This window comes from Streptomyces poriferorum (genome assembly GCF_019399235.1).
Lineage (GTDB): Bacteria > Actinomycetota > Actinomycetes > Streptomycetales > Streptomycetaceae > Streptomyces > Streptomyces poriferorum.
Genome location: NZ_JAELVH010000100.1, coordinates 1 through 21,803, shown reverse-complemented (window position 1 = coordinate 21,803; position 21,803 = coordinate 1). Strand labels below are relative to the sequence as shown.

20 protein-coding genes are annotated in these 21,803 nt (G+C 70.3%); 17 read left to right on the top strand and 3 right to left on the bottom strand.

What is annotated here, in order from left to right:
• Positions 1-841 (top strand): hypothetical protein (locus tag JGS39_RS18770; protein ID WP_219570319.1); only part of this gene is annotated, 841 nt, incomplete at its 5' end.
• A gap of 105 nt (positions 842-946) precedes the next feature.
• A complete protein-coding gene (gene thrS / locus JGS39_RS18765; RefSeq protein WP_219570318.1) occupies positions 947-2,923 on the top strand; it encodes a threonine--tRNA ligase in 1,977 nt (658 codons plus the stop codon).
• Between the two features lie 28 nt (positions 2,924-2,951).
• Here thrS and JGS39_RS18760 read toward each other — a convergent pair whose 3' ends face one another.
• On the bottom strand, positions 2,952-3,629 hold the full coding sequence (locus JGS39_RS18760; RefSeq protein WP_219570317.1) for a potassium channel family protein: 678 nt from the start codon (positions 3,627-3,629) through the stop codon (positions 2,952-2,954).
• Between the two features lie 66 nt (positions 3,630-3,695).
• Between JGS39_RS18760 and JGS39_RS18755 the strand changes: the two genes are divergently transcribed.
• A complete protein-coding gene (locus tag JGS39_RS18755) occupies positions 3,696-4,259 on the top strand; it encodes an HIT family protein (protein WP_219570316.1) in 564 nt (187 codons plus the stop codon).
• 64 nt (positions 4,260-4,323) lie between these two features.
• On the opposite strand, the gene JGS39_RS18750 is transcribed toward JGS39_RS18755, so the two are convergent.
• Together JGS39_RS18750 and JGS39_RS18745 are read right to left on the bottom strand one after the other, a co-directional pair.
• The gene (locus JGS39_RS18750; RefSeq protein ID WP_219570315.1) at positions 4,324-5,994 is read right to left on the bottom strand and encodes an AbeC-like domain-containing protein; all 1,671 of its coding nucleotides are present in this window, start codon (positions 5,992-5,994) and stop codon (positions 4,324-4,326) included.
• Between the two features lie 159 nt (positions 5,995-6,153).
• Entirely contained in the window at positions 6,154-8,379 is a 2,226-nt protein-coding gene (locus JGS39_RS18745) for an elongation factor G-like protein EF-G2 (protein ID WP_219570314.1), read from the bottom strand.
• Between the two features lie 305 nt (positions 8,380-8,684).
• On the opposite strand from JGS39_RS18745, the gene pgsA reads away from it, so the two are divergent.
• From pgsA to JGS39_RS18675, 14 genes are all read left to right on the top strand, one after another.
• Positions 8,685-9,365 (top strand): phosphatidylinositol phosphate synthase, encoded by a 681-nt coding sequence (gene pgsA / locus JGS39_RS18740; RefSeq protein WP_219570313.1) that lies wholly within the window; start codon positions 8,685-8,687, stop codon positions 9,363-9,365.
• Positions 9,362-10,291 (top strand): phosphatidylinositol mannoside acyltransferase, encoded by a 930-nt coding sequence (locus JGS39_RS18735; protein ID WP_219570312.1) that lies wholly within the window; start codon positions 9,362-9,364, stop codon positions 10,289-10,291. Before pgsA ends, JGS39_RS18735 begins: the two co-directional genes overlap by 4 nt.
• 163 nt (positions 10,292-10,454) lie before the next feature.
• Positions 10,455-11,615 carry a glycosyltransferase family 4 protein gene (locus JGS39_RS18730; RefSeq protein WP_219570311.1) on the top strand — a complete coding sequence of 387 codons (1,161 nt, stop codon included), beginning with the start codon at positions 10,455-10,457 and terminating at the stop codon, positions 11,613-11,615.
• A gap of 73 nt (positions 11,616-11,688) precedes the next feature.
• On the top strand, positions 11,689-12,234 hold the full coding sequence (locus JGS39_RS18725; protein ID WP_148016285.1) for a hypothetical protein: 546 nt from the start codon (positions 11,689-11,691) through the stop codon (positions 12,232-12,234).
• A 228-nt stretch (positions 12,235-12,462) separates the two neighbouring features.
• Positions 12,463-13,383 carry a pyridoxal 5'-phosphate synthase lyase subunit PdxS gene (gene pdxS, locus JGS39_RS18720; protein ID WP_148016286.1) on the top strand — a complete coding sequence of 307 codons (921 nt, stop codon included), beginning with the start codon at positions 12,463-12,465 and terminating at the stop codon, positions 13,381-13,383.
• Between the two features lie 6 nt (positions 13,384-13,389).
• Positions 13,390-13,983 carry a pyridoxal 5'-phosphate synthase glutaminase subunit PdxT gene (gene pdxT, locus JGS39_RS18715; protein WP_219570310.1) on the top strand — a complete coding sequence of 198 codons (594 nt, stop codon included), beginning with the start codon at positions 13,390-13,392 and terminating at the stop codon, positions 13,981-13,983.
• A gap of 61 nt (positions 13,984-14,044) precedes the next feature.
• Positions 14,045-14,797 carry a YebC/PmpR family DNA-binding transcriptional regulator gene (locus tag JGS39_RS18710; RefSeq protein ID WP_123468415.1) on the top strand — a complete coding sequence of 251 codons (753 nt, stop codon included), beginning with the start codon at positions 14,045-14,047 and terminating at the stop codon, positions 14,795-14,797.
• A gap of 133 nt (positions 14,798-14,930) precedes the next feature.
• Positions 14,931-15,506 carry a crossover junction endodeoxyribonuclease RuvC gene (ruvC, locus tag JGS39_RS18705; protein WP_219570309.1) on the top strand — a complete coding sequence of 192 codons (576 nt, stop codon included), beginning with the start codon at positions 14,931-14,933 and terminating at the stop codon, positions 15,504-15,506.
• Complete coding sequence (ruvA, locus tag JGS39_RS18700; protein WP_219570308.1) at positions 15,503-16,129, top strand: Holliday junction branch migration protein RuvA; 627 nt, start codon at positions 15,503-15,505, stop codon at positions 16,127-16,129. The genes ruvC and ruvA overlap by 4 nt, the downstream gene beginning before the upstream one ends.
• Before the next feature lie 79 nt (positions 16,130-16,208).
• Positions 16,209-17,282 (top strand): Holliday junction branch migration DNA helicase RuvB, encoded by a 1,074-nt coding sequence (ruvB, locus tag JGS39_RS18695; RefSeq protein WP_219570307.1) that lies wholly within the window; start codon positions 16,209-16,211, stop codon positions 17,280-17,282.
• Positions 17,283-17,446: 164 nt separating this feature from the next.
• A complete protein-coding gene (gene yajC / locus JGS39_RS18690) occupies positions 17,447-17,926 on the top strand; it encodes a preprotein translocase subunit YajC (protein WP_219570306.1) in 480 nt (159 codons plus the stop codon).
• Positions 17,927-18,072: 146 nt separating this feature from the next.
• Entirely contained in the window at positions 18,073-19,812 is a 1,740-nt protein-coding gene (gene secD / locus JGS39_RS18685) for a protein translocase subunit SecD (protein ID WP_219570305.1), read from the top strand.
• A 1-nt stretch (position 19,813) separates the two neighbouring features.
• Positions 19,814-20,926, top strand: coding sequence for a protein translocase subunit SecF (gene secF / locus JGS39_RS18680; protein ID WP_219570304.1), 1,113 nt, complete (start codon positions 19,814-19,816; stop codon positions 20,924-20,926).
• On the top strand, positions 20,923-21,474 hold the full coding sequence (locus JGS39_RS18675) for an adenine phosphoribosyltransferase (protein ID WP_219570303.1): 552 nt from the start codon (positions 20,923-20,925) through the stop codon (positions 21,472-21,474). Before secF ends, JGS39_RS18675 begins: the two co-directional genes overlap by 4 nt.
• Positions 21,475-21,803 lie beyond the last annotated feature (329 nt).

Sequence of the window (21,803 nt, the reverse complement as noted above, 5' to 3'; positions counted from 1 at the left end):
GGCGGCCGGCTGGGCCGGGGCGGAACAGCTGCACGGCGCCGCCCGCCAGATCCTGCTGGCCGGCGCACTCGCCGTCCGCGGCCGGGCCGGTTACCACGGCGCCCGCCACCGCCGCCGCGCCCTGGCGACGCTCGGCTCCATCCTCATCGGCCCCGCACCCGGTGGCCGCGACCTCACGGCCTTCCTCCCCGTCCAGGCGGGCCGCCCCCTCGCCGTACGGCTCTACCACGCGCTGCACGCCGCCCGGGAGGCCGTCGACTACCAACGGGCGACCGGCGGCATGGAGGCCTTCGACTCCGCGGTCGAGGCGGGCGTCAGCCGGGAACTGACCGAGGCGGTCATCGCGCTCGTCCGGGGCTCGGAGGGGGCCGGCATCGCGCTGGACTGGGCGCCCTCCGCCGGAGCCCCCGACGGCTGTCCGGCACGCCCCGAACCGGTCGAGTTCTCCCCGGGCGACCTCCCTGCCCTGCGCCGGGCCGGGGCCCGCTACCTCCGGGACGAGCCCGCGGTGACGGTGCGGATCACCGGCGCCGTCGTGCGCCTGCGCCGCTCGGGGCCGCGCGGAGCCGGAATCGTACGGCTACGGGTCCTGGCGGGTGCCGAGGTGCCGCACGTACGGCTGGAGCTCGACGAGGAGGCGTACCGGATCGCAGGCCAGGCCCACCTGGTGGGGCTTCCCGTGCGGGTCGAGGGAAGGCTGGAGAGCCGGGGCGGCTTCCGGCGTCTGACCAGGGCCTCGCAGGTGGTACCGGTCCAGGTCGACGAGGAGGAACGGGACAGGCTGATGAAGTCGCTCCAGGAGAACGTCGACTACTTCGAGGAGGCATGCACGGGGGAGTAGCGGGGCGCAGGCGGCCCATTTCGCTATGGGGGCCGTCGGCTCGGTACGATTCCCCTTGCGTCCGCCATGGGAATGCGGGTGCGCCCCCTCAGTCAGGAGAGACCGGTGTCAGACGTCCGTGTGACCATCCAACGCGATTCCGAGCGGGAAGAGCGCGTGGTGACGACGGGCACTACGGCAGCCGAGCTCTTCCCCGGTGAGCGCACCGTCGTCGCCGCCCGCATCGCCGGTGAACTGAAGGACCTCGCGTACGTCGTCGCCGACGGCGAGACCGTCGAGCCCGTCCTGATCTCCTCCGAGGACGGCCTCAACATCCTGCGGCACTCCACCGCACACGTGATGGCCCAGGCCGTCCAGGAGCTGCACCCCGAGGCCAAGCTCGGCATCGGCCCGCCGGTCAAGGACGGCTTCTACTACGACTTCGACGTCGAGACGCCGTTCACGCCCGAGGACCTCAAGGCCATCGAGAAGAAGATGCAGGAGATCCAGAAGCGGGGCCAGAAGTTCTCCCGCCGGGTCGTGACGGACGAGGCGGCCCGCGAGGAGCTCGCCGACGAGCCGTACAAGCTGGAGCTCATCGGCATCAAGGGCTCCGCCTCCACGGACGACGGCGCGGACGTCGAGGTGGGCGGCGGCGAGCTGACCATCTACGACAACCTCGACCCGAAGACCGGCGAGCTGTGCTGGAAGGACCTCTGCCGGGGTCCCCACCTGCCGACCACCCGGTTCATCCCGGCGTTCAAGCTCATGCGCAACGCCGCGGCCTACTGGCGCGGCAGCGAGAAGAACCCGATGCTCCAGCGCATCTACGGGACCGCCTGGCCGACCAAGGACGAGCTGAAGGCGCACCTGGAGTTCCTGGAGGAGGCCGCCAAGCGCGACCACCGCAAGCTCGGCAACGAGCTGGACCTCTTCTCCTTCCCCGACGAGATCGGCCCCGGCCTCGCCGTCTTCCACCCCAAGGGCGGCGTCATCCGCCGGGCCATGGAGGACTACTCGCGGCGCCGCCACGAGGAGGAGGGCTACGAGTTCGTCTACTCGCCGCACGCCACCAAGGGCAAGCTCTTCGAGAAGTCCGGCCACCTGGACTGGTACGCCGACGGCATGTACCCGCCCATGCAGCTCGACGACGGGGTGGACTACTACCTCAAGCCGATGAACTGCCCGATGCACAACCTGATCTTCGACGCGCGCGGCCGCTCGTACCGTGAACTGCCGCTGCGCCTCTTCGAGTTCGGCACGGTGTACCGGTACGAGAAGTCGGGCGTGGTGCACGGCCTGACCCGCTCGCGCGGCTTCACGCAGGACGACGCGCACATCTACTGCACCAAGGAGCAGATGGCGGAGGAGCTCGACCGGACACTCACGTTCGTCCTGAACCTGCTCCGCGACTACGGCCTGACCGACTTCTACCTGGAGCTCTCCACCAAGGACCCGGAGAAGTTCGTCGGCAGCGACGAGGTCTGGGAAGAGGCCACCGAGACGCTGCGTCTGGTCGCCGAGAAGCAGGGCCTGCCGCTGGTCCCGGACCCGGGCGGCGCCGCGTTCTACGGCCCGAAGATCTCGGTGCAGTGCAAGGACGCCATCGGCCGGACCTGGCAGATGTCGACCGTGCAGCTCGACTTCAACCTGCCGGAGCGCTTCGACCTGGAGTACACCGGCCCCGACGGCACCAAGCAGCGCCCGGTCATGATCCACCGCGCCCTGTTCGGCTCCATCGAGCGCTTCTTCGCCGTGCTCCTCGAGCACTACGCGGGTGCGTTCCCGGTGTGGCTGGCGCCCGTCCAGGCGGTCGGCATCCCGATCGGCGACGCGCACATCCCCTACCTCCAGGAGTTCGCCGCCAAGGCCCGCAAGCAGGGGCTGCGGGTCGACGTGGACGCCTCGTCGGACCGGATGCAGAAGAAGATCCGCAACCAGCAGAAGGCCAAGGTGCCCTTCATGATCATCGCTGGTGACGAGGACATGGCCAACGGTGCCGTCTCCTTCCGCTACCGCGACGGTTCGCAGGAGAACGGCATCCCGGTCGAGGACGCCATCGCCAAGATCGCCAAGGCCGTGGAGGACCGCGTCCAGGTCTGATCCGTGCCCGGCAGGGGCCCCCGGCGAGCTACCCGCTCACCGGGGGCCCCTTCTCGTCCTCCCGCCGGAACACCTGGATCAGCCACGACGAGAACGAACCCGTCACCGCCCCCAGCAGCGCCAGCCCGCAGGCCATCAGGAAGGCCGCGACGACCCGGCCCCACGGCGTCACCGGCACGGCATCCCCGTACCCCACCGTCGTGAGTGTCGCGCACGCCCACCAGACCGAGTCGCCGAAGGTCCTGATCGAGGCGCCCGGCGCGTCGTGCTCCTGGTGGTAGACCGCGAGAGCCGCCGAGAAGCCGAGCAGCAGGGCCGCCAGGCCGGCGTACGACATGACCCGCGCGTACAGGCTCAGCCTCGGTTCGTCGTGACGCTTCTGGATGGCCGTATAGACCTTGACCAGCCGCAACGGGCGCAGCAGTGGCAGCAGGAGCACGAGCGTGTCGAGCCAGCGGACTCGGAGGAAGCGGTGGCCCAGGCCGCTGAGACGGATCCGTACGGCGTAGTCGATGACGAAGAGGAGCCAGGTGGCGGCGACCAGGGCGAGGGCGAGGTCGTGCCACGGCTCGGCGTCGTCCGGGGCGAGGACGCGGACCGCGTAGCCGAGCAGGAACAGCAGGGAGGCGGCGAAGAGCGGTACCTCGGTGCGCTGCTCCCAGAGGGCGAGAGCGGGTGAGGGCAGGGCCGGGGTGCTGTCGCGCATCGGGCCAGCATCGCGCCGATCGGACGGGATCGGCCCCGGCGACACGCTTCGCGTGGGGTACGCAATATGCTGATCGGCATGACGAGTGAGCCGGAGCAGCAGATCGGAGTGGGGACGCCCGATGCGTTCCAGCGCCTGTGGACGCCCCACCGGATGGCGTACATCCAGGGCGAGAACAAGCCGACCGGCCCGGAGGCCGGCGACGGCTGTCCGTTCTGTGAGATCCCCTCGAAGTCGGACGAGGACGGGCTCGTCGTCGCGCGCGGCGAGAAGGTCTACGCGGTGCTCAATCTGTATCCGTACAACGGTGGGCATCTGATGGTGGTGCCGTACCGGCACGTCGCGGACTACACCGAGCTGGACGGTCCGGAGACGGTGGAGCTCGCCGATTTCACCAAGCGTGCGATGACCGCGCTGCGTGGGGCGTCGGGGGCGCACGGTTTCAATATCGGGATGAACCAGGGCGCGGTGGCCGGTGCGGGTATCGCCGCGCATCTGCACCAGCACCTGGTGCCGCGATGGGGCGGCGACACCAACTTCATGCCGGTGGTGGGCCACACCAAGGTGCTGCCGCAGTTGCTGGCGGACACCCGCGCGATGCTGGCCGACGCCTGGCCGCGCGGCGTCTGACTGCCGCCTTCTTCTTGTACCGAGAGGGGCGCCCCGGTCTTCCGGGGCGCCCCTCTCGCTGTCTCTAGGCGTCGTAGAGGTCGGCCTTGCGCGGGGTGGGGTCCTGGACCAGTCCGCTCAGTATCGACGAGCGGTTGTCGAAGCGGTCCGTGTCGACGCCGTTCTCCTCCAGGACCTTCATGGCGGCACTGTGCACGACGCGCAGGACGGGTGTGGCGGCCCGCATCGCGTCGTCGGCCATGAAGCGGTGGCGCCACGGCTTCTCGGCCCAGGCGTGCCGCAGCCCGAAGGGCTCCGGCAGGGCGATCTTGCCGCCGAGGTAGTCCAGGAGCGGCGGGTACCAGGTGAAGGGGGCGCGCAGGGCGAGGCGGACGACCTCCTTCGACTCGACCAGGGCCAGTGCGATGTCGCGGGTCTCCCAGAACTTGACGGTCTTGTTGACCGTCTTCTTCTTGGCCGCGGGCTTGCTGGTGAACAGGGAGTGGACGGGGCCGAGGGCGTGCCCGGTGACTTCGATGCGCAGGGTCTCGAAGAGCACCGTGACGGTGATCATCATGGTGATGACCAGCTGGCCGTCCCAGAGGGTGAACTGGACGCCCAGGTAGTGGCGGTCGCCGCCGCCGAACTGCTGGTGGTTGCAGATCCGCTGTATCTCGTGGGGTTTGACCTGGAACGTGGCGACGTCCTCGCCCGCGGGGCGTGACACCTCGTCGGTGTTCTCCCCGACCGGCGACACGATCCAGTGGGTGACGGACGGGGTGGGGAATCCGCCGGTGTTCAGGGGGCCGCGCTCCAGCATCTTGAGCTGGTCGTGGATGACGCGTATCAGGTCCCAGCTGCGGAACTGGTGGAACTCCTTGGCGGGGTCCTTGGCGACGAGGTCTTCGGCGAGCTGCCAGCTGCCCCAGCGGGTGCCCATGCCGAGGATGCCCTTGGGGCCTGCGTAGAAGACGGAGTTGGACTGCTGTTCGGCGGAGAGCTTCTCCAGGCCCTGGCGGAGCGCCTCGCGGGCGGTCTCGTTGGGGTTCTTCGGCACCGCTTCCGGGATCTTCGCGATGACGCCGCCGCCGGAGAGGAGCCCTTCCCAGCGGGCGCGCATGTCCTGGGCGGACTTCTCGGCGATCCGTTTGGCGATCAGCCAGCCGATGACGGGCGCCACGATCATCGCGCGGAGGTACAGCGCCAGCAGCCCGTTGAGGGGCATGGCGACCAGGAGGAACAGCGCTCCGATGCCGATGATGGGCAGCAGCGCGTTGCCGATGGCGGCGAGGCCCTTGTCCTTGGTGTTGGCGAGGCCGTCGCGCAGACGGAACGCGATGACCCACAGCAGCATTCCGGGCAGGAAGACGAAGCCGAACAGGGCGGTCACCGCGGTGAGTTTGGTGTCGCGGGCCTTGCGCAGGCGGGTCGCGGAGAGGCAGTGCTCGACGACGGTCTGGGGGTCGCTGCCGAAGGACTGGATGAGGGCTTTCCGCGCGCCGCCCAGCGTGCGTTCCTGGACGGCGCGGGAGAAGGCCTCGCCGAGGTCGGGTTTGAAGTAGTCGGACTTGAAGAGCTTGGAACGCCCTGCCTTGACTTCCGACTTGTGCCATTCGCTGTTGGCTTTGAGGATGTCCTCCACCGGGCTGTCCCGGTACGCGGCAGAGGCGAGGGCGTTGGTCGCCACCGCCGCGCCTGCCGCACCCTGGAGCGGAATCTGCGCTCCGGGAGAGAAATCGAATCCGTTGCTGGCCACTGTCGCCCCCACTCGCCACCGAGGAACCGCTCCTGCGGCTGTTTCCCAACTGCCGGGCCCGGCACACTTTCTGACCTGGCAGCACAGCGTATCGTCCGGATCGGTACCCCGTCCGGCCCTGTGGACAACACTGTGGACGACGGCGAGCAGTCAAGGGATTTATGTCCCTTTGGTGCCGTTCTCCTGCTGTTCGTGGAGACGGTCGGCAAGCTGTGGGGGCATGGCCTCGTGGCGGGCGTAGCAGCGGTCGAACCGGCCGGTTCCGTGGGACAGGGAGCGCAGGTCGACCGCGTAGCGTCCGATCTCCAGCTCCGGGACCTCGGCCCGTACGAGGGTGCGTCCGGTGCCGGACTGCTCGGTGCCGGTCACGCGGCCGCGGCGGCCGGAGAGGTCGCTCATCACCGGGCCGACGTAGTCGTCGGGGATCAGGACGCGGACCTCGGCGACGGGCTCCAGGAGCTGGATGCGGGCGTCGCCCGCGGCCTCGCGGAGAGCCAGGGCGCCCGCGGTCTGGAAGGCGGCGTCCGAGGAGTCCACGGAGTGCGACTTGCCGTCCCGCAGGGTGACGCGGACGTCGACCAAGGGATGTCCGGTGGTCAGGCCGCGGGCGGCCTGGGCGCGGACGCCCTTCTCGACGGAGGGGATGAACTGGCGGGGTACCGATCCGCCGGCCACCTTGTCGACGAATTCGATGCCTGAGCCGGTGGGCAGCGGCTCGACGTCGATCTCGCAGATGGCGTACTGGCCGTGGCCGCCGGACTGTTTGACGTGGCGGCCGCGTCCGGTGGACGGCCCGGCGAACGTCTCGCGCAGGGCGACACGGTGGGGGACTGCGTCGACCTGGACGCCGTAGCGGGTGCGCAGCCGGTCCAGCGCCACGTCCAGGTGGGCTTCCCCGAGGCACCACAGGACGACCTGGCGGGTGTCCTGGTTCTGTTCCAGGCGCATGGTCGGGTCCTCGGCGACGAGGCGTGCGAGGCCCTGGGAGAGTTTGTCCTCGTCGGCTTTGCTGTGTGCCTCGATGGCGAGCGGCAGCAGGGGGTCGGGCATCGTCCACGGCCGCATCAGCAGGGGCCGGCCGGGGGCGGACAACGTGTCGCCGGTCTCCGCGCTGTCCAGCCGGGCGACGCAGACGAGATCACCGGCGATACAGGCGGTGACGGGCCGCTGCTGTTTGCCGAAGGGGGAGGACAGGGCGCCGACGCGGATCTCGGTCTCGTGGAGGGGCCGGGCCTCGTGGCCGGGGTCATCGAGTCCATGGCCGGAAATGTGCACCGTGTCGTCGGGGCGCAGGGTGCCGGAGAAGACGCGTACGAGCGAGAGCCGGCCGATGTAGGGGTCGGAGTCGGTCTTGACGACCTCGGCGGCCAGGGAGCCCCGCGGGTCGCAGTCCAGGGCGGGGAGCGAGGCGCCGTGCAGGGTGGTGACGGCGGGCAGCGGGCGTTCGAGAGGTGTGGGGAAGCCGCCGGTGATCAGGTTGAGGAGCTCGACGGTGCCGATCCCCTGGTGGGCGCCGTCGGCGGCGGGGGCGGCGGTGAGGACGGGGTGGAAGGTGCCGCGCGCGACAGCGCGTTCGAGGTCGTCGACGAGTGTCTTGATGTCGATGCCGTCGCCGCCGAGGTAGCGGTCCATCAGGGTCTCGTCCTCGCTCTCGGCGATGATCCCTTCGATCAGCCGGTTGCGGGCATCCGCCAGGGGCGCCTGCTGGGACTCGGCCGGCGGGTGCTCCCGCCGCTCGCCGGCCGAGTAGTCGAAGATCCGCTGCGAGAGCAGTCCCGTGAGCCCGGTCAGCGGTGCGTGTCCGTCCGCGGCCTCGGGTCCGTGCACCGGCAGGTAGAGCGGAAGTACGGCGTCGGGGTCGTCGCCGCCGAAGATCTCGCCACAGATTCGGGTCATCGCGTCGAAGGAGGTGCGGGCGGTGTCCAGGTGGGTGACGACGATGGCGCGCGGCATGCCGACAGCCGCGCACTCCTCCCACACGGCGCGGGTGGTGCCGGCGACGGCGTCCTCCTCCTGGGCGGCCGAGACGACGAAGAGGGCCGCGTCCGCCGCGCGCAGACCGGCCCTGAGCTCCCCGACGAAGTCGGCGTATCCGGGAGTGTCCAGCAGGTTGATCCTGACTCCGTCCCATTCGACGGGGACGAGGGTGAGTGATATCGAGCGTTGCCGGCGCTGTTCGATCCCGTCGTGGTCGGAGACCGTGGTGCCGTCCTCGACCCGGCCGGCCCGGTTGACCGCGCCCGCGGTCTGTGCGAGGGCCTCTACGAGAGTGGTCTTGCCTGATCCGCTGTGGCCGACCAGCACCACGTTCCTGATGGCGGAGGGGTGGTCGGCCGTGGCTGCTCTTCCGGCGGCTCCGGTGTGCGTGCGTGCCTTGTCGCCCATGACGCGTGCCTCCCGGGTGATGGCGCCGGGCGGGGGGACCGCCGGCGCGGGATGGGGAGTGGCCGCGCGGGCACGAAGGAGAGCCGCCGCGGCGGCTACGACGACGCCCGCGGTAGTTCCGAGCTTGGCACTGTGTCCGGGTTGCGTCCATACGCCGTACACCGTCGTACGGAACCGGGAGTCATCCGCCGGCGGGTCGGCGGCGTCTCCCAGGGTGCCCGGACAGTGGATCCCCTTGGTCGTGACTACGATGGGCCAGCCGGTGGCCGATGGGGCCATGCGGCCCACCGACCCTCGGGAAGGCCATGCTGAACAAGTACGCGCGTGCATTTTTTACGCGTGTCCTCACGCCGTTCGCCGCACTGCTGCTGCGTCTGGGCGTGAGCCCTGACGCGGTCACTCTGATCGGCACGGCCGGGGTGATGGCAGGTGCGCTGGTCTTCTTCCCGATGGGGGAGTTCTTCTGGGGCACGATCGTCATCACGATCTTCGTCTTCTCCGACCTCGTCGACGGCAACATGGCGCGGCAGGCGGGTATCTCCAGCCGCTGGGGGGCGTTCCTCGACTCGACGCTCGACCGTGTCGCCGACGGGGCGATCTTCGCCGGTTTCGCGCTCTGGTACGCGGGCAGCGGCGACGACAACGTCCTGTGCGCGGTCGCGATCTTCTGCCTGGCGAGCGGCCAGGTGGTCTCGTACACCAAGGCGCGCGGCGAGTCGATCGGGCTGCCGGTCGCGGTCAACGGACTCGTGGAGCGTGCCGAGCGCCTGGTGATCTCGCTGGTCGCCGCCGGTCTGGCGGGTCTGCACGCGTTCGGTGTGCCGGGGATCGACATCCTGCTCCCGATCGCCCTGTGGATCGTCGCCGTCGGCAGCCTGGTGACGCTGGTGCAGCGGGTCGTGACCGTGCGCCGTGAGTCCGCCGAGGCCGACGCGGCCGCCGCGGTACCGGCTGCGGGGGACCGGGGGAGCGAGGCGGCGCAGTGAGCGGCGCGCCCGGGGACACGAAGCCCGGTGCCGGCGAGCGGCTGAGCGACGGCCTGTACGGGCTGGGCTGGGCCGCGGTCAAGAAGCTGCCCGAACCGGCCGCGCGGGCGCTGTTCCGCACCATCGCCGACCAGGTGTGGAAGCGGCGCGGCAAGAGTGTGCTGCGGCTGGAGTCGAACCTGGCGCGGGTCGTGCCTGACGCGAGCCCGGCCTGGCTCGCGGCACTCTCCAAGGCCGGCATGCGCTCGTACATGCGCTACTGGATGGAGTCGTTCCGGCTGCCCACCTGGACGCCTGAGCGGATCAAGGCGTCCATCGACGTGACGGACGCGCACCGGCTGACCGAAGGGCTCGACGCGGGGCGCGGGGTCGTCCTCGCCCTGCCGCACCTGGGGAACTGGGACCTGGCGGGTGCGTGGGTCACCACGGACCTGAAGGTTCCGTTCACCACGGTCGCCGAGCGGCTCAAGCCCGAGTCGCTGTACGACCGGTTCGTGGCGTACCGCGAGGGCCTGGGCATGGAGGTGCTCGCGCACAACGGCGGGACCGCGTTCGGGACGCTGGCGCGCCGGCTGCGCGAGGGCGGGCTCGTCTGTCTGGTGGCCGACCGCGACCTGTCGGCCTCGGGCGTCGAGGTGACGTTCTTCGGCGGTACGGCCCGGATGCCCGCAGGCCCGGCGCTGCTGGCCCAGCAGACCGGTGCCCTGCTGCTGCCGGTCACCCTCTCGTACGACGACACGCCGGTGATGAAGGCGCGGATCCATCCGCCCGTCGAGGTACCCGGCTCAGGTGACCGCGGCGAGAAGACGTCCTCGATGACACAGGCCCTGGCCGACGCGTTCGCCGTGGGTATCGCCGAGCACCCGGAGGACTGGCACATGCTGCAACGGCTCTGGCTCTCCGACCTCGAACCCCGCGGAGAATAGGGCCTTCCGTGCGGGGCATGCCGGGCTCGCGGGGGCCGGCCCGCGCGTCTGCCGCATGGGTGCCGGTCGCCCATGCTCCCCAGCGACTCCCTCCGCCGCCGTGCAGCCGCACACACCGGACCCCGTTCCTGATCCGGCCCGACCCGAACGAAAGGCCCCAGCAGTGAAGATCGGCATCGTCTGCCCGTACTCCTGGGACGTTCCGGGCGGCGTCCAGTTCCACATCCGTGATCTGGCCGAGCATCTGATCCGGCTCGGCCACCAGGTCTCCGTGCTGGCCCCGGCCGACGACGAGACGCCGCTGCCGCCCTACGTGGTGTCCGCGGGCCGGGCCGTGCCCGTCCCGTACAACGGCTCCGTCGCCCGGCTGAACTTTGGCTTCCTGTCCGCTGCCCGGGTGCGGCGGTGGCTGCACGACGGCACGTTCGACGTGATCCACATCCATGAGCCGACCTCGCCCTCGCTGGGGCTCCTGACCTGCTGGGCGGCGCAGGGGCCGATCGTCGCCACGTTCCACACGTCCAATCCGCGCTCGCGGGCGATGATCGCCGCCTATCCGATCCTCCAGCCGGCGCTGGAGAAGATCAGCGCGCGCATCGCGGTCAGCGAGTACGCGCGCCGGACCCTGGTCGAGCACCTGGGCGGCGACGCGGTCGTCATCCCCAACGGGGTGGACGTCGGGTTCTTCGCGGCGGCCGAGCCCAGGCCCGAGTGGCAGGGCGGCACGATCGGCTTCATCGGGCGCATCGACGAGCCCCGAAAGGGCCTGCCCGTCCTGATGCGTGCGCTGCCCGCGATCCTCGCGGCCCGCCCGGACACCCGGCTGCTCGTGGCGGGCCGGGGCGACGAGGAGGAGGCCGTGGCCTCGCTCCCGAAGGAGATGCGCGCACGCGTCGAGTTCCTCGGCATGGTGAGTGACGAGGACAAGGCGCGGCTGCTGCGAAGCGTCGACGTGTACGTCGCGCCCAACACGGGCGGCGAGAGCTTCGGCATCATCCTGGTCGAGGCGATGTCGGCGGGCGCACCGGTCCTGGCCAGCGACCTGGACGCGTTCGCCCAGGTCCTGGACCTGGGGGCGGCGGGGGAACTGTTCGCCAACGAGGACGCGGACGCCCTGGCCGCTTCGGCGATCCGGCTGCTGGGCGACCCGGAACGGCGTGCGGAACTGCGCGAGCGGGGCAGCGCGCACGTGCGGCGCTTCGACTGGTCGACGGTCGGGGCGGACATCCTCGCGGTGTACGAGACGGTGGCGGACGGGGCCGCGTCGGTGGCGACGGACGAACGCACGGGCCTGCGGGCGCGGTTCGGGCTGGCCCGGGACTGAGCGCCGCCCGGGACGGCACCCGCGCCGCCCGGGGCGGCTGTCCGGCGCCCGCTCACCGGTAGCCTTTGCGCCCGTGACCGAAACCCTCATCTGGACCGCCGTCGTGCTCATCGCGATCGGCCTGTACCTCAGCTGGACCGCGGGCCGTCTCGACCGGCTGCACACCCGGATCGACGCGGCCCGGGCCGCCCTCGACGCCCAACTCCTGCGCCGCGCCTCGGTCACCCAGGAACTCGCCACGTCCGGTGTCCTCGACCCGGCGGCCTCCATCGTGCTGTACGAGGCCGCGCACGCCGCCCGGCAGTCCGAGGAGGAGCACCGTGAGGTCGCCGAGAGCGAGCTCAGCACCGCCCTGCGCGCGGTGTTCGGCGAGCGGGCACAGGTCGACGCGGTGAAGGAGATCCCGGGCGGCGAGGAGGCCGCCTCCGAGCTGGCCGCGGCCGTGCGCCGGGTCCCGATGGCGCGCAGGTTCCACAACGACGCGGTGCGGGCGGCGCGGGCGCTGCGCCGTCACCGCACCGTGCGCTGGTTCCGGCTGGCCGGACACGCCCCGTTCCCGCTGGCCTTCGAGATGGACGACGAGCCGCCGGTCGCCCTCGCGGACCGCCCGGTCAGCTGACGACGGCAGTCGCGGGGCGTGCTCGGCACGGCCGCGCCTGCCACCACGCCGGACCGAACCGATACAGCAGGCCAAAAACCGATTTCCCGTGCCCAAAAACGGTCCACCGGGCCAAAACGATCCACCGGCCTCCCATTGGCCCTTGCTGTGGACTGGTGCCGGAGAGTTTGCTCAGCAGTGCATCAGCCCCGCACATTCAGCAGCTCCTTCTCCCAGTGAGGTCGATCCGTGTCCACGAATCCCGCCACCCCGCAGTCCGCCGACGCCCCCGCCACCGGCACCGCCCGCGTCAAGCGCGGCATGGCCGAGCAGCTCAAGGGCGGCGTGATCATGGACGTCGTCAACGCCGAGCAGGCGAAGATCGCCGAGGACGCGGGCGCCGTGGCCGTCATGGCCCTGGAGCGGGTTCCGGCCGACATCCGCAAGGACGGCGGCGTGGCCCGGATGTCGGACCCGACCATGATCGAGGAGATCATCGAGTCCGTCTCCATCCCGGTGATGGCCAAGTCCCGCATCGGTCACTTCGTCGAGGCCCAGGTGCTGCAGTCCCTCGGCGTCGACTACATCGACGAGTCCGAGGTCCTCACCCCGGCCGACGAGGTCAACCACAGCGACAAGTTCGCGTTCACCACCCCGTTCGTCTGCGGTGCCACCAACCTGGGCGAGGCCCTGCGCCGCATCGCCGAGGGCGCGGCCATGATCCGCTCGAAGGGCGAGGCCGGCACCGGCAACGTCGTCGAGGCCGTCCGCCACCTGCGCCAGATCAAGAACGAGATCGCCCGACTGCGCGGCTACGACAACAACGAGCTGTACGCGGCCGCCAAGGACCTCCGTGCCCCGTACGAGCTGGTCAAGGAAGTCGCCGAGCTCGGCAAGCTGCCCGTCGTCCTGTTCTCCGCGGGTGGCGTCGCCACCCCGGCCGACGCCGCGCTGATGCGCCAGCTCGGCGCCGAGGGCGTCTTCGTCGGCTCCGGCATCTTCAAGTCCGGCGACCCGGCCAAGCGCGCCGCCGCCATCGTGAAGGCCACCACCTTCTACGACGACCCGAAGATCATCGCGGACGCCTCCCGCAACCTGGGCGAGGCCATGGTCGGCATCAACTGCGACACGCTGCCCGAGGCCGAGCGCTACGCCAACCGCGGCTGGTAGTCACTGATGAGCGACACCCCTGTGATCGGAGTCCTGGCTCTCCAGGGCGACGTACGGGAACACCTGATCGCCCTGGCCTCGGCGGACGCCCTGGCCAGGCCGGTCCGGCGCCCCGAGGAACTCGCCGAGGTCGACGGCCTGGTCATTCCGGGCGGCGAGTCCACCACGATGTCCAAACTGGCCGCCCTGTTCGGCATGCTGGAACCGCTCCGCGAGCGGGTACGGGCCGGGATGCCGGTCTACGGCACCTGCGCCGGGATGATCCTGCTCGCCGACAAGATCCTCGACCCGCGCTCGGGCCAGGAGACCCTCGGTGGCATCGACATGATCGTGCGGCGTAACGCTTTCGGGCGGCAGAACGAGTCGTTCGAGGCGGCCGTCGAGGTCGCCGGGATCGAGGGCGGCCCCGTCGAGGGCGTCTTCATCCGGGCCCCGTGGGTCGAGTCCGTGGGCGCGCAGGCCAAGGTGGTGGCCGAGCACGGCGGGCACATCGTGGCGGTACGGCAGGGAAACGCCCTTGCCACGTCATTCCACCCGGAACTGACCGGGGACCACCGGGTTCACGCCTACTTCGTCGACATGGTGCGCGCAGTCAGCTGACTCGACCCCGGTAGGATCTCTCGGGTTCGTACGGAATTTGGTGACGCGAAGGAGAAGGCAGATGTCCGGCCACTCTAAATGGGCTACGACGAAGCACAAGAAGGCCGTGATTGACGCCAAGCGCGGCAAGCTCTTCGCGAAGCTGATCAAGAACATCGAGGTCGCGGCCCGCACCGGCGGTGTGGACCCCGAGGGCAACCCGACCCTTGTGGACGCGATCCAGAAGGCGAAGAAGAGCTCGGTCCCGAACAAGAACATCGACTCCGCGGTCAAGCGCGGTGGCGGTCTCGAAGCGGGCGGCGTCGACTATCAGACGATCATGTACGAGGGCTACGGCCCGAACGGTGTCGCGGTGCTCATCGAGTGCCTCACCGACAACCGCAACCGTGCCGCCTCCGACGTACGCGTCGCCATGACGCGCAACGGCGGCTCGATGGCCGACCCGGGTTCGGTCTCGTACCTGTTCAACCGCAAGGGCGTCGTCATCGTCCCCAAGGGTGAACTGTCCGAGGACGACGTCCTGGGCGCGGTGCTCGACGCCGGCGCCGAGGAGGTCAACGACCTCGGTGAGAGCTACGAGGTCGTCAGCGAGGCCACCGACATGGTCGCGGTCCGCACCGCGCTCCAGGAGGCGGGCATCGACTACGACTCGGCCGAGGCCAACTTCCTGCCCACCATGCAGGTCGACCTCGACGAAGAGGGCGCGCGCAAGATCTTCAAGCTCATCGACGCGCTGGAGGACAGCGACGACGTGCAGAACGTCTTCGCCAACTTCGACGTCTCCGACGAGGTCATGGAGAAGGTCGACGCCTGAACGGCTGCCGGGCGACCGGCACAGCATTCCGTGGACGGGCCGACGGGGACACACCCCGTCGGCCCGTCGCATTGTCAGTGCGAGCCGATAGCCTGCGGGAACAGTTGACCGATCGGCAGGGAGGGGGCGAATCGTGCGGGTACTCGGCGTGGACCCCGGGCTCACCCGGTGCGGCGTCGGAGTCGTCGAGGGCGTCGCGGGCCGGCCCCTGACGATGATCGGGGTGGGCGTCGTGCGCACCGCGGCCGACGCGGAGCTCGGCCACAGACTGGTGGCCATCGAGCGCGGCATCGAGGAGTGGCTCGACGAGCACCGCCCCGAATTCGTCGCCGTGGAGCGGGTGTTCGCCCAGCACAACGTCCGTACGGTGATGGGCACCGCCCAGGCCAGTGCGGTCGCCATGCTCTGCGCCTCCCGCCGCGGCATCCCGGTCGCCCTGCACACGCCCAGCGAGGTCAAGGCCGCCGTCACCGGCAGCGGGCGCGCGGACAAGGCGCAGGTCGGCGCCATGGTCACCCGGCTCCTGCGCCTGGACGCCCCACCGAAACCGGCGGACGCCGCCGACGCCCTCGCCCTCGCCATCTGCCACATCTGGCGCGCCCCCGCGCTCAACCGCCTCCAGCAGGCGCACGCGGCGGCCGCAGCGGCTGCCCGCACCCCGCGCGTCCCGCGCACCGCAGCAGCCCCCGTCCGGAAGGTCCCCCGATGATCGCCTTCGTCAGCGGCCCCGTCGCCGCGCTCAGTCCGACCACGGCCGTGATCGAGGTCGGCGGCATCGGCATGGCCGTCCAGTGCGCACCGAACACCCTCGCCGGCCTCCGCACCGGCAAGGAGGCCAAGCTCGCCACCTCCCTCGTCGTACGGGAGGACTCGCTGACGCTCTACGGCTTCGCCGACGACGACGAACGGCAGGTCTTCGAGCTTTTGCAGACCGCCAGCGGAGTCGGACCCCGGCTCGCCCAGGCCATGCTCGCCACACACAGCCCGGACGCTCTGCGCATCGCCGTGGCCACCGGCGACGAGAAGGCGCTCACCGCCGTCTCCGGCATCGGCAAGAAGGGCGCCCAGAAACTCCTGCTCGAACTGAAGGACAGACTCGGCGAGCCCGTCGGCGCCCACATCGGCCAGCAGGGCATCGGCACCGCGGTCACCTCCTCCTGGCGCGACCAGCTCCAGGCCGCCCTGATCGGTCTCGGCTACGCCACCCGCGAGGCGGACGAAGCGGTGTCCGCCGTGGCACCGCAGGCGGAGGCTGCCCTCGCGGAGGGCGCCCAGCCGCCCGTGCCGCAGCTGCTGCGCGCCGCCCTCCAGACCCTCAACCGCGCGCGCTGAGCGGATCCGGGCACCACCCTGACGCCCGGCCTGGCATCCCACGGCACGGCACCGAAACACCCGAGGCGGGACTGACGAGATGAACTGGGACGAGACCGGACCCGACACCGACGAGCTCCTCGACGAGCGGCTCGTCGACGCCGGAGCGGACGGCGAGGACACCGCGGTCGAGGCGGCGCTGCGCCCCAAGGACCTCGACGAGTTCGTCGGCCAGGAGAAGGTGCGCGAACAGCTCGACCTGGTCCTCAAGGCGGCCCGCGCCCGCGGCGCCACCGCCGACCACGTGCTGCTCTCCGGCGCCCCCGGTCTGGGCAAGACCACCCTCTCCATGATCATCGCAGCGGAGATGAACGCACCGATCCGGATCACCTCCGGCCCCGCCATCCAGCACGCGGGGGACCTGGCCGCGATCCTGTCCTCGCTCCAGGAGGGCGAGGTCCTCTTCCTCGACGAGATCCACCGCATGTCCCGGCCCGCCGAGGAGATGCTCTACATGGCCATGGAGGACTTCCGGGTCGACGTGATCGTCGGCAAGGGGCCCGGGGCCACCGCCATCCCGCTGGAGCTGCCGCCCTTCACCCTGGTCGGCGCGACGACCCGGGCCGGACTGCTGCCGCCCCCGCTGCGCGACCGCTTCGGTTTCACCGGTCACATGGAGTTCTACGCCCCCACCGAACTGGAACGGGTGATTCACCGCTCGGCGGGCCTCCTGGACGTCGCGATAGACGTCGAGGGCGCTGCCGAGATCGCCGGCCGCTCCCGAGGCACGCCCCGCATCGCCAACCGGCTGCTGCGCCGCGTCCGGGACTACGCCCAGGTCAAGGCCGAAGGCAGGATCGACCGAGAGATCGCCGCCGCGGCCCTCAAGGTGTACGAGGTCGACGCCAGGGGCCTGGACCGGCTGGACCGGGCGGTGCTCGGCGCCCTGCTGAAGCTCTTCGGCGGCGGCCCGGTGGGCCTGTCCACCCTCGCCGTCGCCGTGGGTGAGGAGCGCGAAACGGTCGAGGAGGTCGCGGAGCCCTTCCTCGTACGGGAAGGGCTGCTGGCCAGGACGCCTCGGGGCCGTGTGGCCACCCCGGCGGCCTGGGCTCATCTCGGACTGGTCCCTCCGCAGCACGGCGGAAAGGGACAACAGGGCCTGTTCGGGGCGTGATGCATCACAGGTTGACCCACAGAGGAACCACGGTGCCATGCTGGGCGTTGTTCCATCGATGCGGACTCGCTTAGACTCCGCCGATGCCGCCCTTAAAGGTCGGTGTACCCACCCCCGTAGACCAGGCCGCCTTCCAGCGCGGTCGTGCGAAGGAAAATCGTCCCGTGAATCCCGTGACTCTCCTCCCCTTCATCGTGCTCATCGGGGCCATGTTCCTGATGACGCGGTCCGCCAAGAAGAAGCAGGCGGCGGCTGCGAACATGCGCAATGAAATGCAGCCCGGCACCGGCGTCCGGACGATCGGGGGCATGTACGCCACCGTCAAGGAGCTTCACGACGACACGGTTCTCCTTGAGGTCGCCCCCGGCGTCCACGCGATCTACGCGAAGAACGCCATCGGCGCCGTCCTCGACGACGCGGAGTACAACCGCATCGTCCACGGCGACACCGAGGAGCTCGACGTCGACGGCACGGTCGTGCCGGACGACGCCTCCTCGCTGACCGAGACCGATGAGGCCGCCGGCGACGACGACGCGAAGACCGACCTGGTCAAGAAGACCGAGGCGGACGACGCGGAGCCGGCCGACGACAAGGCCGACAAGAAGTCCGATGGCAAGGCCGACGGCGAGGCCGACGCGAAGTAGCACACGACCCGGGGATGCCGTGAGCCCACAGGCATCCGGCCATCCCCGGACCGTGCGGTCTTCTGCGGGGGCGGGTCCCCACTAAACTTCGTGGCCGCTCGGGCGCGTACCCGGCGCGGGGCGGTTGGACAGGGAGAAACGAGAAGGTGGCAGCACCGAAGAAGGGCCGAGGACCGGCCGGCGGTCAGGGCAGGCCGGGGCGTTCCCTGGCTCTGATCCTGATCGCCATGGTCGCTCTCACCGGCGGGATGTTCCTTGCCGACCAGCCGACGCCGCGACTCGGCATCGACCTGGCCGGTGGCACGTCCATCACGCTGGAGGCGAAGGCCGAGCCCGGCCAGGAGTCGGCGATCAACAAGACCAACATGGACACGGCGGTCCAGATCATGGAACGCCGCGTCAACGGTCTTGGTGTCTCCGAGGCCGAGGTCCAGACCCAGGGCGAGAGCAACATCATCGTCAACATCCCCAAGGGCACGAACTCCGCCCAGGCCCGTGAGCAGGTCGGTACGACCGCCAAGCTCTACTTCCGGCCGGTGCTGACCGTCGCCCAGGGAACGCCGACGCCCGCGCCGAGCGCCTCGTCCACGGACAAGGCCAGCCCGTCCGCCGAGCCGAGCGCCAAGGCCTCGGACAAGGCGAGCTCGTCCGCGAAGCCCAGCAGCACCGCCACCACCCAGGGCCGCGCGGTCACCGGCGCCCTGAAGGCGGACCCCACGCCCTCGCCGAAGGCCAGCACCACGCCGGAGGCGAGCGCCACCCCGACCGCCTCCGCCGAGGAGCAGGCGGCCGCCGCGGACCTGCAGAAGAAGTTCGAGGCGCTGGACTGCTCCAGCAAGGCCTCCCGCTCCAAGGCGAGCCAGGGCACCAAGGCCACCGACACGGTCGTCGCCTGTGAGCAGGACGGCAGCGCCAAGTACGTCCTCGGCCCGGCCGAAGTCGACGGCACGGACGTGGACAGCGCCAAGGCTGCGATCAACCAGCAGACCGGTCAGTGGATCGTCCAGATGGAGTTCACCGACGGCGGCGCGAAGAAGTTCAACAAGACCACGGGCAAGCTCGCCCAGCAGCAGCAGCCGCAGAACCAGTTCGCCATCGCGCTCGACGGCGAGGTCGTCTCGGCACCTTCTGTGAGCCAGGCACTGAGCGCCAACGCCGAGATCTCCGGCAGCTTCACCCAGCAGTCCGCCGAGGATCTGGCCAACGTGCTCTCGTACGGTGCGCTGCCGCTCTCCTTCGAGGAGCAGAGCGTCACCACCGTCACCGCCGCCCTCGGCGGCGAGCAGCTCCGAGCGGGCCTCATCGCCGGTGCCATCGGCCTGGCCCTGGTGGTCATCTACCTGGTGGCCTACTACCGCGGACTGGCGTTCATCGCGCTGCTCAGCCTCCTGGTCTCCGGCATCCTGACCTACACGATCATGTCGCTGCTCGGCCCGGCCATCGGCTTCGCGCTGAACCTGCCCGCGGTCTGTGGCGCCATCGTCGCGATCGGTATCACCGCGGACTCGTTCATCGTGTACTTCGAACGCATCCGGGACGAGATCCGCGAGGGCCGCACACTCCGCCCGGCCGTCGAGCGTGCCTGGCCGCGTGCCCGGCGCACCATCCTCGTCTCCGACTTCGTGTCGTTCCTGGCGGCGGCTGTCCTGTTCGTGGTCACCGTCGGCAAGGTCCAGGGCTTCGCGTTCACGCTGGGTCTCACCACCCTGCTCGACGTGGTCGTGGTCTTCCTCTTCACGAAGCCCGTCATGACGATCATGGCCCGCACGAAGTTCTTCGCGAGTGGTCACCCGTGGTCCGGACTGGACCCGAAGCGGCTCGGCGCCAAGCCCCCGCTCCGCCGTTCGCGCCGTGTCAACGCCCCCACCGACCCGAAGGAGGCGTGAGATGTCGCGACTCGGCAATCTCGGCGCCCGTCTCTACCGCGGCGAGGTCGGCTACGACTTCATCGGCAACCGCAAGATCTGGTACGGCATCTCGATCCTGATCACCATCACGGCCATCGTCGGCCTGGCGGTCAGCGGCCTCAACATGGGCATCGAGTTCAAGGGCGGCGCCGTCTTCACCACCCCGAAGACGAGCGTGTCCGTCTCCGAGGCGGAGGACGTGGCGACCGAGGCATCGGGTCACCAGGCCATCGTCCAGAAGCTGGGCAACGGCGGTCTGCGCATCCAGATCACCGAGGTCGACACCGCGAAGTCCGACCAGATCAAGGGCGAACTCTCCAAGAGCCTCGACGTTCCGGAAGAGAAGATCGCCGCCGACCTGGTCGGCCCCAGCTGGGGTGAGCAGATCGCCAACAAGGCCTGGACCGGCCTCGGCGTCTTCATGGTCCTCGTCGTGATCTACCTGGCGATCGCCTTCGAATGGCGGATGGCCATCGCGGCCCTCGTCGCGCTGATCCACGACATCACCATCACGGTCGGCATCTACGCCCTGGTCGGCTTCGAGGTCACCCCGGGCACCGTGATCGGTCTGCTGACGATCCTCGGTTACTCCCTCTACGACACGGTCGTCGTCTTCGACAGCCTCAAGGAGGGCACGAAGGGGATCACCAAGCAGACCCGCTGGACGTACAGCGAGATCGCCAACCGTTCCATCAACGGCACGCTGGTGCGTTCGATCAACACCACGGTCGTCGCCCTGCTGCCGGTCGCCGGTCTGCTGTTCATCGGTGGCGGTGTCCTCGGCGCCGGCATGCTGAACGACATCTCGCTGGCACTCTTCGTCGGTCTCGCCGCCGGTGCGTACTCCTCGATCTTCATCGCCACTCCGCTCGTCGCCGACCTCAAGGAACGCGAACCGCAGATGAAGGCGCTGAAGAAGCGGATCCTCGCCAAGCGTGCCGCAGCCGCGGCCAAGGGCGAGCTCAACGAGGCCGAGCAGGCGGAGCAGGCGGACGAGCAGTACCCCGAGGACGCCGCGCCCGCCGGTGCGGTCGTCGGTCAGCGCCAGGAGCCCCCGAGGGGCCACGGCCGGACTCCGGGGAAGCGTCGATGACCAGCACCGCCGAGAGCACCAGGGAACTGCTGCTCAGCCGGATCCGTGATGTGGCGGACTACCCGAAGCCGGGCGTGATGTTCAAGGACATCACGCCGCTGCTGGCGGACCCGGTCGCGTTCACGGCTCTCACCGACGCCCTCGCGGAACTGTGCGTACGGCACGGCGCCACGAAGATCGTCGGTCTGGAGGCCCGCGGCTTCATCCTGGCCGCACCGGTCGCGGTACGGGCCGGCCTCGGCTTCATCCCCGTCCGCAAGGCCGGGAAGCTGCCGGGAGCCACGCTCGGCCAGGCGTACGAGCTCGAGTACGGCACCGCGGAGATCGAGGTCCACGCGGAGGACCTGTCGGCCGACGACCGCGTCATGGTCATCGACGACGTCCTGGCCACCGGCGGTACCGCCGGGGCCTCACTGGAGCTGATCCGTCGGGCCGGAGCCTCGGTCGCCGGCGTCAGCGTCCTCATGGAGCTGGGTTTCCTGGCAGGCCGGGAAGCCCTGGCACCGCACCTGCGGGGCGCCCCGCTGGAGGCCCTGATCACGGTCTAGAGCGGCCGCCGGACGGCAGTCGGCACAACCGACCGCACCACGCGACGGGCACCCGGGAACAACCGGGTGCCCGTTCCGCGTTGTGAGGGCTCTCACCGTCCCCGGGGGAGCTCCGGCCGCAGGGTCGATACGATGGCCTTTCCGGGTGTCCGGATCCGCACGAGGAGCGCTCTTGCCAGACGAGGCCCAGCCAGTCGCCGCCCCGCAGCCCGACAAGCCCGCGGCGGCCCCAGCCACGCCCGCGAAGGAGCAGCCCGCGGAGAAGCCGAAGCCCCCCGCGCCCGAGCCCGGCACGGGCCCGGCCCCCGCAGAGGCGAACGGGCCCGTGC